The sequence below is a fragment of the Pseudomonas sp. S3(2024) genome, from assembly GCF_036861315.1.
GTDB classification, from domain to species: Bacteria; Pseudomonadota; Gammaproteobacteria; order Pseudomonadales; family Pseudomonadaceae; genus Aquipseudomonas; species Aquipseudomonas putida_A.
Window position 1 is genome coordinate 64,372 of the sequence record NZ_JAZAQQ010000007.1, and the last position, 13,404, is coordinate 77,775.

The window sequence follows — 13,404 nt, forward strand, 5'->3', positions numbered from 1 at the left end:
TAGATAGCGTGAGGTTCGTCCAACGCGATCCTACTCCCGTTCTCATTCAAGGCATCAAGCCGGCGCCTTCCAATCCAGCATCTGCTGCTGTGCCACCTGCAGCAAATCATTGCCGTCCTGCGCCAGCAAGTACAGCGCATGGGTAATGTGTGGAATGTCCTGAACATCACCATGGCGGAAGCACATGCAATGCAGGGTTTCGAGCAGGTCGCTGCAGGCCCGGATGCGCTGGACGGCGGACTCGAGTATGTCTTGGGGGTTAGCTTGGGTGTCGATGACCATTGGCGCGCTGTCGGTGACGCCGCTGTTGAGCGGGTGATAGCGGTTTGGGAGCGGATTTAGTGTTGGCATTTTGATTACTCGATATTTTAGAAAGTAACCGCCAGTACCGTGACCAAACAGTGGGAGGCGGCCGCATGCAGGATTGGTCAACTGAGACAACGCCAAAACTCAGCTCGCCCGAAGGCGCCCTGCACACAGCCGCCATAACAGCGCACTGCAAAGACATAGAAGTCCGCAGCGCAAATGATGGCACATCTGCAATGGTGTCGTGCTCAGGTGACCAAACCCGAATCGCTGATTTTGCAGCGACGCCAAACCATACCCGCCCCGCTCCCGCCGCCGAAAGCAGACAAGGCATCACCCCTTGTAGGAATCGGCTCCGCATCCCCGAGAAATCATCCCTCTGCCAGACAGCCGCGTTCAGCCAGGTTAACCATCACTTAACGCCGCAGTCCAAGACTGTACTGAACCGCACACCTCAGCTCCTGGCTGACGCCGAGTGCGGCAGGTTCGGCTGTATGGCGCCGAACGCTTATTCCGTCGCACGGGAGTCCGATTCATGAACATTCGCACGCTATTGCTCACCTCCGCCCTCGCCTGCAGCGCATTCGCCGGGCTGGCTCAGGCCAATGACACCAACGCTGCTACCCAGCCCGTTCCTTACCAGTACGGCATGCCATTGCATGTGAACAAAGTGATCTCGCTGACCGAGCCACAGACTCAGCAGTGCAAGGTCATCACCGCTGACATGAAGTACATCGACAATGCAGGCAAGCCGGCGGAAATCACCTATCGGAAAATGTCTGACGCCTGCAACTTCCAGAACTGACAGAAGGCTCTGATTTGCGGCTTTGCGGTAGGCGGTGAAGGGTTCGCGGGTTATGCTCGGGGTCACTTCTCACTGCCGCAAGGACTCGCCATGCAGTTGTCGTTTCGCACGTTGTCGTTCATCACATCTTTGTTGTGTTTCGTGCTGGCGCTGGCTTGGGGCTTTTTCCCGCAGGTGTTTCTGGCGATCTGGAGCATTGAGTATTCGAGCGCTGCCGGTTTTGTAGCGCGACGCAGTGCGGTGCTGTTTGCAGCGTTGGGGGTGATGTTTTATCTGGTGCGCAGCGCGCCGCCGTCGCTGGGGCGCAATGCCCTGAGTAACGGGTTTATCGTCGGTTGTTTTGGTCTGGCGGTACTGGGTTTTGGCGAATGGCTGAACGGCCACGCCGGCCCCGGGATTCTGCTCGCGGTGCTGGTCGAGTTCGCGCTGGGCCTAGGCTTTGTGCAGGCCCGGCGCGTGACGGTCGAACTGGGTGAAACGGTGAGTTAAAGCGCTCTGGAGCGAGGACTGTAATGCTGTGGTGTGGTTTGTTGCGCCAGATCCGAGCGCAGGCCGGCAATCAGATCGTTGATCTCGCGACAGCCATTGAGATGGCTGGCATCGATACCGCTGACGTGCAAATCAACCTGGTCAGTCTGGTGATCGCCGAATACCTTGACGGTCATCGACAGGTCTGGCGACAGCGTGCACTGGCAGCGTTTAGGCAGAAAACTGCTTTCAATGATATTGCGTAGTTCCAAGGCAGACAGAAACATGATGAACCTCTCCTTATTGATGAAACTGCCAATCAACTCTTCACGTTGACCACTTTTGCTGCCCCTGCACGGGTGTGTCCCCGCTGATTCCCTGGTGCGGCAAACGGTTGTACTGCGAAATGCCCATTGGAGTGTAGGCGCCCGAAGCCGGTGCGCTGCACCAAAGCGACGCATAAAACGTGCCTTTCATCGGGTCATTTCGACCCTCATGAAATCAAGCACTTGGCACGGTGGCCAGCAGTTGGCCAGTTGCAAAATGCAAGATTGACCTTCCCGAGCACTGCAATTTGCAAGTCGACGCCGGTTTGCATTCATCGCTGATGACAGTGAGAATGCCCGACATCCACCCTACACCCGCCAGGAGGCTTTCATGGGTTCTTTACGCGCTCGCGCGACAATCGGTCTGCTCGTTGCCGGCCTGTCTACCCTCGCCCACGCGGCCAAACTCGAAGACGTCGCGCCGTATCCCAAAGCGGAAAACGGCTTCACCCGCCAAGTCATCTACCTGCCCAAACAGGATCAGGAGGAGAACTTCCAGGTTGAAGTGCTCGCCGGCAAAACCCTGGAAGTCGACTGCAATCGCCAGCGCCTGGGCGGCGCTCTGGACGAGAAAAACCTCGAAGGCTGGGGCTATCCGTTCTACCGCCTGGAAAAAGTCATTGGCCCGATGAGCACGCTGATGGCCTGCCCACCCGGCACCGCGAAGAAACGCGCCTTTGTCCCGGTTGTCGGTGACGGCTTCATGCTGCGCTACAACAGCAAGCTGCCACTGGTGATCTACGCCCCGAAAGATGTAGAGGTGCGCTATCGCATCTGGTCGGCTTCGGACAAGGTCGGCACTGCTATTGCGGAATGACCTGAACAGGGAGCGCCAAACGTGATTACCTGCCATGTGCGATACGTGATCGATCCGTACCAACTGACCGAATTCGAGGCCTACGCCAAGGCCTGGCTGGGCATCGTCGAGCGCTTGGGCGGCACGCATCACGGCTATTTCCTGCCCTCCGAGGGCGCGAGCAACATCGCTTATTGCCTGTTCAGCTTTCCTTCGCTGGCCGATTACGAAAGCTACCGGCACATCGCGCTGACCGACCCGGAAAGCACGGCGCTGGTGGAATCACTGGTGCAGAAGAAATTCATCGTCAGCTACGAGCGCAGTTTCCTGCGCCCATTGCTGCCCTGAGCGGTATCACGCCGGGACGCCGCACAACGCGGCGCGCTCGGCGACATGGCGCAGGCTGTCGAAGTTGATATTCGCACCCGAGTCGATCGCGACGAAGGTCTGCTCGCGAACACCGCTGCGCGCCACGTATTGCTTGATGCCGGCCACCGCCAATGCCCCGGAAGGCTCGGTGATCGAGCGGGTATCGTCGTAGATATTCTTGATCGCCGCGCACAACTCGTCATTGCTGACGGTGACCACCTCGTCCACGCAGAACCGGCACACCTCAAAACCATAAGCGCCGATCTGCGCCACCGCCACGCCATCGGCGAACGTTCCGACACTGGGCAACACAACGCGCGCATCCGCCTGCAGCGCCGCCTTCAGGCAGGCCGAATGCTCCGATTCGACACCGATGATCCGTACCTCCGGTCGCAGGTATTTGACGTACGCCGCGATGCCGGCGATCAGCCCGCCCCCACCGACCGGAACGAAGATCGCATCCAGCGGCCCCTGATGCTGACGGAGGATTTCCATGGCCACCGTGCCTTGGCCGGCGATCACGTCCGGGTCGTCGAATGGAGAGACAAAGGTGCGCCCGGTCTGCTCGGCCAGTTGCAGCGCATGAGCCAGGGCAAACGGAAAACTCTCGCCGTGCAGCAGCGCCTCGGCGCCCCGACTTCGCACCCCAAGCACCTTGAGTTCGGGGGTGGTCGAGGGCATGACGATGGTCGCCGCGATCCCCAGCTCCCGCGCCGCCAGCGCTACGCCCTGCGCATGATTGCCCGCCGAAGCGGTGATCACCCCGCGTGCTTTCTGCGCATCGCTCAATTGCACCAGCTTGTTGTAGGCGCCACGGATCTTGAAGGAGAACGTCGGTTGCAGGTCTTCGCGCTTGAGCAGGACCCGGTTGCCCAGCGCCTCGGACAGCGCCGGCGCCGCCTGCAACGGCGTGCGCACGGCAATGTCGTAGACCGGCGCGGCGAGGATCCTTTTCACGTACTGCTCAAGCAGGGCTTGCTGGTCGGGGCTGTGCGGCATGATCGTCTCCTGACGTTTTGATCAGACCCCGGAGACAGAAAATGAAAACCCGCCTCTAGGGCGGGTTGGGTGCTGCAGTCGTGAGCTAGCCCGCCAAATGAGGAATGGCGGTAATAATGCTTGGCTGGCAGCGCGATACGGTGGAAGTCATGGGCCTGAAATTAGCCCGGCGGCGACCGGCGAGTCAATGGCTTATTTGCGGATGCCAAGTTAGGCTGGCGATTATGCTCATCACCCAAGGAAGGAATGCATGATGTCTGTCGCCCTGCCCCTCACTGCGTTGATTGCGTTTACTGGCTACACCGTATCGGTGATGCTCCAGGCCGAACAGTCGTTGATCGACTTCGGCCTCAGCCTGATGTCGCGTCCGGACACAGCGCAGGTGGTGATTGATCTGTATCTGCTGGCGACGCTGGCCGGGTTGTGGATGGTCAAGGATGCGCGAGCGCGGGGGATGTCGGTCTGGTCGGTGGTGCCGTATCTGTTGCTGACGGCGGTGTTTGTGTCGATTGGGCCGTTGTTGTATCTGGTGGTGCGTGGGGTTCGGGAGCGCCGGAAGGTCGCGGCGGCGGACCCGGTGAGCTGATCCGGGTTTTCCGTTGTTGCTGAATACGCCATCGCGAGCAGGCTCACTCCTACAGAGAATCAAATTGTAGGAGTGAGCCTGCTCGCGATGGCGTCGGCAAAGTCACCATTGATTATTTGGCCAGCCGCCGCAACCCAAACAACATCCCCCCCGCCCCCAACAACATCACCAGCAGAAACAGCGGGTATGAAATCCACCACGGCGTGCCCGCCGTCATCATGCTGAATTCCGACATCCCGCCAATGCTCGCAATCAGGTTCAACGGCAGAAACACCACGTTGATCAACGTCAGTTTGCGCAGCAGGTTGTTCATGCTGTTGTTCATCAGATTGCCGCGCGCATCGATCAGCCCCGAGAACACCGTGGAGTAGATCTCCGCCTGCTTGTAGCACTGGTTATTCTCGATGATCAGGTCGTCGATCAGCCCGATCGCCTCGCTGCCGAAATGCTGTTTTTCCGCATGATTGCGCAGCCGCGTCAGCACCGCGCCGTTGCTGTGCAGGGCGTTGATGTAATAGATCAGGCTTTCGCTGAGGTTGAACATCTGCACCAGGTGCTGGTTCTGCATCGAGGCGTTGAATTTCTGTTGCAGCTCGCGGGCCACCAGTTTGATCACCTTGAGGTGGCCAAGGTAATGGTGGATGTTGTTGAACAGCAGATCGAGCAACACATCCAGCGGTGCATTGAGCGGTTGGCGTGTGCCGATGCCGTGCAGCGGCGTGTCGTCGGTGGCGATCACCAGCAGTTGCCCGGGCGCAAACAGCAGGCCACAGGACGACACTTCAAACGCCAGGCTGCCACCGCCGGAATAGTTTTCCGGACGTTTCCAGATCAGGAATAAATGATCGGGGTGAAACTCGATTCGCGAGACCTCGTCCGGGTCCAGCGCCGAGGCCAGCGCGTGTTCGTCGACCTTGTAGTGGCTGTGCAGCAAATCGCGCTCGGCAGCATCGGGATTGCTGAACAGCATCACCTCGGCGTCCAGCCGCTCGACCCGCTGAAGCGCGCCATGACTCAATGCGAAACTGCTGATCATCGGCGCGTCACCAGGCCTGGCCGCGACGTTTGAGCTCCAGCCGTCGCACGAACTCTTCCAGCACCAGTGAATACAGATCGTCCTGCAAGTAGGCGTCTTCGATACCGGCATCGAGGTTGGGGTTGTCGTTGACCTCGATTACTACCACTTTGTCGCCGGCCTGTTTCAGGTCCACGCCGTAGAGGCCATCGCCGATCAGGTTGGCGGTCTTGACCGCCAGTTCCACCACCGCTCGCGGCGCCTCGTGCACGGCCAGGGTGCGACACTCGCCGTTGATGTCCTGGCCCTTGGCTTTGTGGTTGTAGATTTGCCAGTGTCCCTTGGACATGAAGTATTGGCAGGCGAAGATCGGTTTGCGGTTGAGCACGCCGATGCGCCAGTCGTACTCGGTATAGAAAAACTCCTGAGCCAGCAGCAACACCGAGTGTTCGAACAGTTCAGCGGTGGCTTCAAGCAGCGCCTGCTGGCTTTCAACCTTGATCACTCCGCGAGAAAAACAGCCATCGGGGATCTTCAGCACTAGCGGAAAACCGAGGCGTTCGCCGACCCGCTCGAAGTCTTCCGGTCGTTCCTTGTAGAGAATTTCCGTGGCGGGCATGCCCAGTTGGTGGCTGTTGAGCAGGTCGGTCAGGTAGACCTTGTTGGTGCAGCGCAGGATCGACGTCGGATCATCCATGACCACCAGCCCTTCGCTTTCGGCTTTTTTCGCGAAGCGATAGGTGTGGTTGTCGACGCTGGTGGTTTCGCGGATCAGCAAGCCGTCGTACTCGGCGATCCGCGCGTAATCCTTGCGTTCGATCAGCTCGACATCGATGCCCATGCGCTTGCCGACCCGGACGAAATTCTCCAGTGCCTTGGCGTTGGATGGCGGCAAGGCTTCCTGCGGATCGTGCAGGATCGCCAGGTCGTAACGCGCCACTTGCGGCGAGCGTGGCGCTCGCCAGACTTTACGGCTGAAGCCGTCCAGCGCATTGGCGAACTGATCTTCTTGGTCATCACGCAACTTGTGCAGCGCGCCGGACTTTATGCCCTCAATGTGCCAACCGTTAGTTCGTCGAAACTCAACTAACAGAATCGGACACGGGAACACTTCAAACAACTGTCGAGCCAGATCCTGCAGCGGCTCGATATGAGTCTTGCCGAAGTAAAGAGTCAAGGTGAAACCTTCGGTATCGCTGTACAGATGATGACTGAGGGCTTTTTCCAGGGTTTTATCGAGATCGTCCAGCGCCAGACCGTAAAGCGATTTTTTCGTCAGTTCGCTGATGGTGCGCACCGATGGAATCACCTTGTGGCCGCGGGCTTCAGCCAGCAGCGAGCAGTAGTAACCGTGCCCGAGGTATTTGTAGCTGCGGCACAGGTTGATCACCTGCACGCGCTTGCCCGGCTCGCTGTCACGGGTTTGCTCGAGGTATTCCTGAGCTGTGACGATGTCCTCGCTGGGAAAGTACGAGGCCCAGTCTTCCTTGCGTTCGACGATAATCAACACTTGACTGGAAGTTCTGATGGCTGGATTTAAAAAAGTTGCCGCCGGCAAACTTTGCTCGGATACTTCGCGCCAATGACCCTGTACCGCTGACATAGAGATTGATCCGTTGGAGAACAAGACCATTTCTATTAAGCACGAAGTTTTTCGAAAGTCCCGTTTCGTTACGCAACTTTTACGGTGGTCATATGAATGCTGTTTTTCGTTTGGCGGTAGTTGAAGATCTGCCAGCGCTGCTGGCCCTGGAAATGCAATGTTTCACCACCGACCGGCTCACCAGCCGCAGCTTTCAATGGATGATCACTCGCGCCCACGCGCAATTGCTGGTGGCCGAGCTTGACGGTCGATTGCTCGGCTACGCACTGGTGCTGTTTCATCGCGGCACCTCGCTGGCGCGCCTGTACTCGATCGCCATTGCTGGCGAGGCTCGCGGCAGCGGTTTGGGCAAACAGTTGCTACAACGTATCGAGGCCTGCGCCGTCGAGCATGACTGCGCATACCTGCGCCTTGAAGTGCGTATCGACAACCCCACCGCCATCGCGCTTTACGAGCGCAACGGCTACCGACGCTTTGCGTTGATTCACGATTACTACGAAGACCACGCCGATGCGTTGCGTCTGGAAAAGCGCATTGTTCAGCACCGTGACTCGCGCAACATCAAGGTGCCCTATTACCCGCAAACCACTGAATTTACCTGTGGCCCGGCTTGCCTGCTGATGGCCATGGGCGCGCTGCAACCTGAGCGCTTGCTGGAGCGGCGTGAGGAATTGCAGATCTGGCGTGAAGCGACCACGGTGTTCATGACCTCCGGCCATGGTGGCTGCAGCCCCCAGGGCTTGGCACTGGCGGCCTGGCGACGGGGTTTTAAGGTGCGTTTGCAGCTGAGTATGGCCGGGCCATTGTTCCTCGACGGCGTGCGTGATGAGCATAAAAAAGACGTCATGCGCCTGGTGCACGAGGAGTTCAGCGCACAAATGCAAGAGACCGATATCGAGCGCAAGATTGGCACCCATCTGGATTTGCCGCGCCTGCTACAGGATGGCGGGCAGCCTCTGGTGTTGATCAGCAGCTATCGCCTGACCCGCTCCAAGTCACCGCACTGGGTGGTGGTCACCGATTGCGATGAAGATTTTGTGTACCTGCATGATCCCGACGTCGATCACAGTCAGCATCGTCAGCCGATGGACTGCCAGCATGTGCCGGTCAGCCATGGCGAGTTTGAGAAGATGAGCCGGTTTGGGCGTGGCAAATTGCGGGCGGCGGTGGTTTTGTATGCCCGGAATGAAATCTCTGGCTGACCCGTTGTAGTGAGGGATTTAGCGAAACGTCGCACCGCCCCGATTGCGCGCGAAGCGGGCCCTCCTGAATTTTTAAGGGCCTGCTGCACAGGCCATCGGGGATAAATCCCCTCACTACAGTTGAGACTGAGTGTCTGAAGTGAAGTTATTTCAGACCGATTTTGTACAACGAACCATCCTGTTCATCCGTCAGCACGTACAGATAGCCATCCGGCCCCTGCCGCACATCGCGAATCCGCTGTTTCAGCTCACCCAGCAGCCGTTCCTCGTGCACCACCTTGTCCCCGTCAAACTGCAAACGAATGAGCTCCTGACTAACCAGCGCGCCGATAAACAGGTTCTGCTGCCAAGGCTTGAAGCGGTCAGCGTCATAGAACGCCATTCCGCTGACACCGGGTGATTTTTCCCAGACATGGTGTGGGTCAACCGCGCCCTCGACGCTCTTGCCCTTGGCTTCCGGGATCGGTTGCAGCGAGTAGTTGATGCCGTGGGTCGCCAGAGGCCAACCGTAGTTCTTGCCGCGCTCAATGATGTTCACCTCATCGCCGCCACGGGGGCCGTGTTCGTTTTCCCAGATAGTTCCATTCCACGGATTGAGCGCCGCGCCCTGCGGATTGCGCTGGCCGTACGACCAGATTTCCGGACGCACGCCGGACTGGCCCACGAACGGGTTGTCATCCGGCACCTTGCCGTCGGGGAAGATCCGCACGACCTTGCCCTGCAGCTTGTCGAGATCCTGCGCGGTCGGTCGGTCGTTGTTTTCGCCCAGGGTGATGAACAGATAACCGTCGCGGTCGAACACCAGTCGTGAGCCGAAGTGGTTGCCGGTCGAGAGTTTCGGCTCCTGACGGAAGATCACCTTGAAATCGCTGATCGTCTTCAGGTCATCCGACAGCCGCCCACGCCCCACCGCCGTACCGGCCTTGTCCCCGGCACCACCGCCCTCGGCGTAGGACAGATAGACCAGACGATCCTGTTTGAAGTCCGGCGACAGCACCACGTCGAGCAAACCGCCCTGGCCCTTGGCCCAGACCTCCGGCACGCCACTGATGGGCTCGGACCGCTTGCCGTCGGCTGTAATCACCCGCAGGTTGCCCGGACGCTCGGTCACCAGCATCCCCTGACGATCCGGCAGAAACGCCAGCGCCCAAGGGTGCTGAAGGCCTTGAGTAATCGTGGTGACTTCAAGGGTGCCCTGCTCGCTTTGCAACTCTTGTGGAGCAGCGGCGAAAGCTGGAGCGCTGATCAGCGCGCCGGCGCACAGCGTGGCTAGAAGGGTTTTACGCAACATGCACGATTCCTTTTGTTCATTTCAAAGGCTGACAGGAACGCAGTCCCGCCGTTCAACGGTTGCTGTCTCCATCGCGTGGCGGTGGGTTGGGGATGAATTTGGGAGGCGCACTCGGCACCGAGCGTTGCTGCTGACCATTGCCAATCCCGCCGTTACCAACGGTGGGCGTACTGGGCGCCGGCACGGTATTCGGCCCGCGAATCGCCGGCGCGCTGGGCTGCGTGCCCTGCATGCTGTTGGGATTGGCCCGGCGGATCGGGCTGTTGTAGGGATTGTTGTTGGTGCCGGTGGGACTTTGCGCCAGCAATAGCGGCGCGGACGGTGCCGCGACGTCGGCATGTGCCAGACCGGCCCCAAGGAGCAGAACGATAATGCCTGGCAGTATTCGGTTCATGGGGTGGCCTCGCGGTGCACAGGTGATAGAGCCTTCGAGTCCACGCTACGCCCCGGGTTCGGATTTGTTAACCCGTAGCCCTTAAACAAGATGTAACACGGCTTGACCGGCAACGCCGCGCGCCACGCAAATGCCGGAAACTTTCGCACTGCGCCACAGGTCACCTGATCATCACTTGGAGAACTCACCATGGCTCGGGCAATCTGGAAAGGCGCGATCAGTTTCGGACTGGTACACATCCCTGTCGCGCTGGTGTCGGCAACCTCTTCGCACGGCGTGGACTTTGACTGGCTCGACAGCCGCAGCATGGATCCGGTGGGCTACAAACGGGTGAACAAGGTCACCGGCAAGGAAGTCACCAAGGAGCACATCGTCAAAGGTGTGGCCTATGAAAAGGGCCGCTACGTGGTGCTCAGCGAGGAAGAGATCCGCTCGGCGCACCCGGTGTCGACGCAGACCATCGACATTTTCTCCTTCGTCGATGCCGAGCAGATCCCGCTGCAGAACATCGATACGCCTTATTACCTCGCCCCGGACAAACGCGGCGGCAAGGTCTACGCGTTGCTGCGTGAAACATTGAGCAAAACCAACAAGGTCGCCCTCGCCCGCGTCGTCCTGCACACTCGGCAATATCTGGCGGCACTGATGCCACTGGAATCGGCATTGGTGCTGGTCAAACTGCGCTGGCCGCAGGAAGTCCGCGGCCTTGATGAGCTGGACCTGGGCAGCGAAGTGACCAAACCGCAACTGGCCAAGGGCGAGTTGGACATGGCTAAACGTCTGGTGCAGGACATGAGCGGCGACTGGAGCCCGGAGGACTACAAGGATGAGTTTGAAGACAAGATCATGGCCCTGGTCGAGAAAAAGGCCCACGAAGGCAAGATCGAGGATGTCGAGACCGTGGGTGGCGAGGAGGAGCGCAAGTCTGCGGATGTTATCGACTTGACCGAGTTGCTTAAACGCAGCCTGGGCGGTAAAGCGCCGGCCAAAGCGAAGGCAAAAGAAAAGCCTGCCAGTAAGGCAGCCCCGGCGAGAAAGACTAAAAAGGCTTCGGGGGCGTAGTCAGATGCGGTTTCTGTCAGGAAGCTGACAGGTTGGCTTTGAGAGACTCATCGCTCCCACAGTTGAAATGCGATCCTTCCTGAACTCACATTCCACTGTAGGAGCCAGCCTGCTGGCGATGGCATAACCAGGCGCGACACACCGGTCAGATCAAAATGAAGATCGCCAGCAAACCGCCAAAGATCGCCCACTTTTCCATGTAATAGCGCGCGCGATTACGTTTTTTCAGCTCTTTACCACGCAGGCGAACCTTGTAGATTTTGGTAAACAGGCGGTTGATTCCACCGGTGCGGTCACCGGCGTCATTCGGCGCACCGGCCGCGGACATCACGGTACGGCTGAACCAGCTGTTGAACGCCGCCGCCCAGCGATATTTCATCGGGCGCTCGATGTCGCAGAACAGGATGATGCGGTTTTTGTCGGTGGTGTTTTCGGCGTAGTGGATGTATGTCTCATCGAACATTACCGCCTCGCCGTCGCGCCAGTGGTAGCTCTCGCCGTCGACATTGATGTAGCAACCGGCGTCGTTCGGCGTGTCGAGACCCAGGTGGTAGCGGTACGAACCGGCATACGGGTCACGGTGGCGAACCAGTTTCGAACCCGGTGGCAGCTCGGCGAACATCGCCGCCTTGATCGAGCCGATGCTCTGCACCAGCTCAGTGGTGCGTGGGCACAGCTTCATCGCCGACGGATGGCTCTCGCCGTACCATTTCAAGTAGAAACGCTTCCATCCACTTTTGAAGAACGAATTGAAACCGACGTCATCGTACTGATTCGAGCGCTTGATCTCACCGGCACGCAGCAGATCCTGCCCTTCCTGGCGAATTTCTTCCCAATGCGCCTGCAACGGGCTCAGGTCCGGAAACTCGGACGGATCGAGATACGGTTTGTTCGGCTTCTTCGAAAACAGGTAAAGGAAGCAGTTGATCGGGGCCAGAAACGTCGAGTGATCGCTCAGTTGACGGCCCAGTTTGTGACGCACACGTCCACGAAGGTGAACGTATGCAATCGAAATGACATAAATAGCGGCAATGATGAGTTTCACGGAAATCGTCACACGTCAAAAGTGAACAAACTGCGCGCCTGCCGGCCGGAGGCCCAGGGTCTGATGCAGTGGCATAAATACAGATACTATCCCGGTGGCACTTCCTTGAGCCCATGCCGTTAGCGGCTATTGGGTAATCGGATGGCATTTTAGCCATACTTTGTAACCAATAGTGAACCTGATCTGTGAAAAACTGTCCGCAGATTTTGCCAAACGGCAGGCGCGACAATACGCTCGTGCAGGTGCAGGAGTGCTGACGCAGAACAAAACCAAAGGTTGGAATACGCTTCGACCGAGGTCGCTATGCCGCGCCCACGGACGATATTGTGGTCGAGTCCGATAGGTTGACCATGGACGCCATGCTGCCTAAGGGCCCCGCCGTCATGATCCGTTACCTGACCTTCGGCGCGGCCTTTGCTGGAGATGCTGCCTTAGAACCGGCAACCGATTAATCGAAAGCGCCATTCAGCACTTCGTAAATAAGCCCGCTCGCAATCGCCACCAGGATCAAATCGGTGCCCGCCTGCTGCCACTCATATCCGTCGTAATGAGGCAGGCGCCCCGCCAGTCGCCCATCCAGTTTTTTGGCGATACCCGGCGGCAACGGCTTGCCGCGCGCCAGATTCTTCTGAATGCCGGGAGGCAGTGCCGGACCGGGGCTCCAGTAGTCTCTGTAGCCGTTGAGCACGCCCAGCACACCGCTTCGATCGATCACCGGTGCATAGTCCCGGTTGCCCGAGTTGGATCCTTTGTTTTTGCCACCCTGATTGCCGTGACCCTGACTGTTCTGGGAACCGCCCTTGCCGTTCCCTTTGCCATTACCATTTCCCGGATCGGCCAGTGCGGTTACTGAACTCACCGACAAAGCCAGGCAAGTAACAGACGCAACAAGTAATCGTGTTTTAAACATGACCGTCCTCTCATGAGAAATTCCTGTTTGAAATGTAGACGATGTTGCTGGTTTTGGTTGCTCCCTGGATTGCTCCAAGCGCGGGACAAGCCAGCAGTCCGGGCCGACCTCAGCCTTGCGCGGCAAGGAACACCGTTACGCAACAGCCTTCAGGTTCATTAGCGTCTGCCATACAACTGCCGCATGACTTATGCGACAATGCGCGCAATGTCTGGCATGAATCCCGC

Annotated in this window: 15 protein-coding genes and 1 pseudogene; 7 read left to right on the forward strand and 9 right to left on the reverse strand. The window is 58.6% G+C overall.

Translation table 11 applies throughout. The features are described 5' to 3' along the window. Positions 1-54: 54 nt before the first annotated feature. Positions 55-351: a hypothetical protein gene (locus VLA07_RS18480; RefSeq protein WP_333990323.1), complete on the reverse strand. Its 297-nt coding sequence runs from the start codon at positions 349-351 to the stop codon at positions 55-57. A 490-nt stretch (positions 352-841) separates the two neighbouring features. Between VLA07_RS18480 and VLA07_RS18485 the strand changes: the two genes are divergently transcribed. Beyond that, positions 842-1,111 carry a DUF2790 domain-containing protein gene (locus tag VLA07_RS18485; RefSeq protein ID WP_047294637.1) on the forward strand — a complete coding sequence of 90 codons (270 nt, stop codon included), beginning with the start codon at positions 842-844 and terminating at the stop codon, positions 1,109-1,111. A gap of 90 nt (positions 1,112-1,201) precedes the next feature. Next, positions 1,202-1,600, forward strand: coding sequence for a hypothetical protein (locus VLA07_RS18490; protein ID WP_333990328.1), 399 nt, complete (start codon positions 1,202-1,204; stop codon positions 1,598-1,600). Here VLA07_RS18490 and VLA07_RS18495 read toward each other — a convergent pair. Continuing rightward, entirely contained in the window at positions 1,597-1,866 is a 270-nt protein-coding gene (locus VLA07_RS18495) for a DUF1652 domain-containing protein (RefSeq protein ID WP_047597127.1), read from the reverse strand. The two genes, VLA07_RS18490 and VLA07_RS18495, sit on opposite strands and share 4 nt — an antisense overlap. A gap of 370 nt (positions 1,867-2,236) precedes the next feature. Here VLA07_RS18495 and eco point away from each other — a divergent pair, with 370 nt between their 5' ends. Both eco and VLA07_RS18505 read left to right on the forward strand, forming a co-directional pair. After that, positions 2,237-2,722, forward strand: coding sequence for a serine protease inhibitor ecotin (eco, locus tag VLA07_RS18500; RefSeq protein WP_096796565.1), 486 nt, complete (start codon positions 2,237-2,239; stop codon positions 2,720-2,722). 21 nt (positions 2,723-2,743) lie between these two features. Next, positions 2,744-3,049: an NIPSNAP family protein gene (locus tag VLA07_RS18505; protein ID WP_003225174.1), complete on the forward strand. Its 306-nt coding sequence runs from the start codon at positions 2,744-2,746 to the stop codon at positions 3,047-3,049. Between the two features lie 24 nt (positions 3,050-3,073). Here the strand turns inward: VLA07_RS18505 and ilvA are convergent. Then, positions 3,074-4,107, reverse strand: a pseudogene (gene ilvA / locus VLA07_RS18510) (threonine ammonia-lyase, biosynthetic); the annotation flags it as partial. Between the two features lie 212 nt (positions 4,108-4,319). Here ilvA and VLA07_RS18515 point away from each other — a divergent pair. After that, positions 4,320-4,655, forward strand: a complete 336-nt coding sequence (locus VLA07_RS18515; RefSeq protein WP_247267398.1) for a DUF2834 domain-containing protein — start codon at positions 4,320-4,322, stop codon at positions 4,653-4,655. Between the two features lie 112 nt (positions 4,656-4,767). Here the strand turns inward: VLA07_RS18515 and VLA07_RS18520 are convergent, their stop codons facing one another. Both VLA07_RS18520 and VLA07_RS18525 read right to left on the reverse strand, forming a co-directional pair. Beyond that, positions 4,768-5,691, reverse strand: a complete 924-nt coding sequence (locus tag VLA07_RS18520) for a magnesium transporter CorA family protein (protein ID WP_103367005.1) — start codon at positions 5,689-5,691, stop codon at positions 4,768-4,770. 7 nt (positions 5,692-5,698) lie between these two features. After that, positions 5,699-7,273, reverse strand: a complete 1,575-nt coding sequence (locus tag VLA07_RS18525) for a RimK family protein (protein WP_047597122.1) — start codon at positions 7,271-7,273, stop codon at positions 5,699-5,701. A gap of 92 nt (positions 7,274-7,365) precedes the next feature. Between VLA07_RS18525 and rimI the strand changes: the two genes are divergently transcribed. Further along, entirely contained in the window at positions 7,366-8,475 is a 1,110-nt protein-coding gene (gene rimI, locus VLA07_RS18530) for a ribosomal protein S18-alanine N-acetyltransferase (protein WP_333990335.1), read from the forward strand. Positions 8,476-8,620: 145 nt separating this feature from the next. On the opposite strand, the gene VLA07_RS18535 is transcribed toward rimI, so the two are convergent. Next, positions 8,621-9,766, reverse strand: coding sequence for a PQQ-dependent sugar dehydrogenase (locus VLA07_RS18535; RefSeq protein WP_333990337.1), 1,146 nt, complete (start codon positions 9,764-9,766; stop codon positions 8,621-8,623). A gap of 52 nt (positions 9,767-9,818) precedes the next feature. After that, a complete protein-coding gene (locus VLA07_RS18540) occupies positions 9,819-10,160 on the reverse strand; it encodes a hypothetical protein (protein ID WP_333990340.1) in 342 nt (113 codons plus the stop codon). A gap of 189 nt (positions 10,161-10,349) precedes the next feature. Between VLA07_RS18540 and ku the strand changes: the two genes are divergently transcribed. Continuing rightward, complete coding sequence (gene ku / locus VLA07_RS18545; protein ID WP_333990342.1) at positions 10,350-11,222, forward strand: non-homologous end joining protein Ku; 873 nt, start codon at positions 10,350-10,352, stop codon at positions 11,220-11,222. Between the two features lie 145 nt (positions 11,223-11,367). On the opposite strand, the gene lpxO is transcribed toward ku, so the two are convergent. Together lpxO and VLA07_RS18555 are read right to left on the reverse strand one after the other, a co-directional pair. Next, complete coding sequence (gene lpxO, locus VLA07_RS18550) at positions 11,368-12,267, reverse strand: lipid A hydroxylase LpxO (RefSeq protein WP_027612715.1); 900 nt, start codon at positions 12,265-12,267, stop codon at positions 11,368-11,370. 448 nt (positions 12,268-12,715) lie between these two features. Then, the gene (locus tag VLA07_RS18555) at positions 12,716-13,177 is read right to left on the reverse strand and encodes an anti-virulence regulator CigR family protein (protein WP_333990346.1); all 462 of its coding nucleotides are present in this window, start codon (positions 13,175-13,177) and stop codon (positions 12,716-12,718) included. Positions 13,178-13,404: the final 227 nt, after the last annotated feature.

Bases quoted from the DNA above. Each gene is read 5' to 3' on its own strand.
- VLA07_RS18495 (WP_047597127.1), bottom strand. From the start codon at position 1,866: ATGTTTCTGTCTGCCTTGGAACTACGCAATATCATTGAAAGCAGTTTT.
- VLA07_RS18525 (WP_047597122.1), bottom strand. From the start codon at position 7,273: ATGTCAGCGGTACAGGGTCATTGGCGCGAAGTATCCGAGCAAAGTTTG.
- VLA07_RS18520 (WP_103367005.1), bottom strand. From the start codon at position 5,691: ATGATCAGCAGTTTCGCATTGAGTCATGGCGCGCTTCAGCGGGTCGAG.
- VLA07_RS18540 (WP_333990340.1), bottom strand. From the start codon at position 10,160: ATGAACCGAATACTGCCAGGCATTATCGTTCTGCTCCTTGGGGCCGGT.
- VLA07_RS18555 (WP_333990346.1), bottom strand. From the start codon at position 13,177: ATGTTTAAAACACGATTACTTGTTGCGTCTGTTACTTGCCTGGCTTTG.
- VLA07_RS18480 (WP_333990323.1), bottom strand. From the start codon at position 351: ATGCCAACACTAAATCCGCTCCCAAACCGCTATCACCCGCTCAACAGC.
- rimI (WP_333990335.1), top strand. From the start codon at position 7,366: ATGAATGCTGTTTTTCGTTTGGCGGTAGTTGAAGATCTGCCAGCGCTG.
- VLA07_RS18490 (WP_333990328.1), top strand. From the start codon at position 1,202: ATGCAGTTGTCGTTTCGCACGTTGTCGTTCATCACATCTTTGTTGTGT.
- eco (WP_096796565.1), top strand. From the start codon at position 2,237: ATGGGTTCTTTACGCGCTCGCGCGACAATCGGTCTGCTCGTTGCCGGC.
- VLA07_RS18535 (WP_333990337.1), bottom strand. From the start codon at position 9,766: ATGTTGCGTAAAACCCTTCTAGCCACGCTGTGCGCCGGCGCGCTGATC.
- VLA07_RS18515 (WP_247267398.1), top strand. From the start codon at position 4,320: ATGATGTCTGTCGCCCTGCCCCTCACTGCGTTGATTGCGTTTACTGGC.
- ku (WP_333990342.1), top strand. From the start codon at position 10,350: ATGGCTCGGGCAATCTGGAAAGGCGCGATCAGTTTCGGACTGGTACAC.
- VLA07_RS18485 (WP_047294637.1), top strand. From the start codon at position 842: ATGAACATTCGCACGCTATTGCTCACCTCCGCCCTCGCCTGCAGCGCA.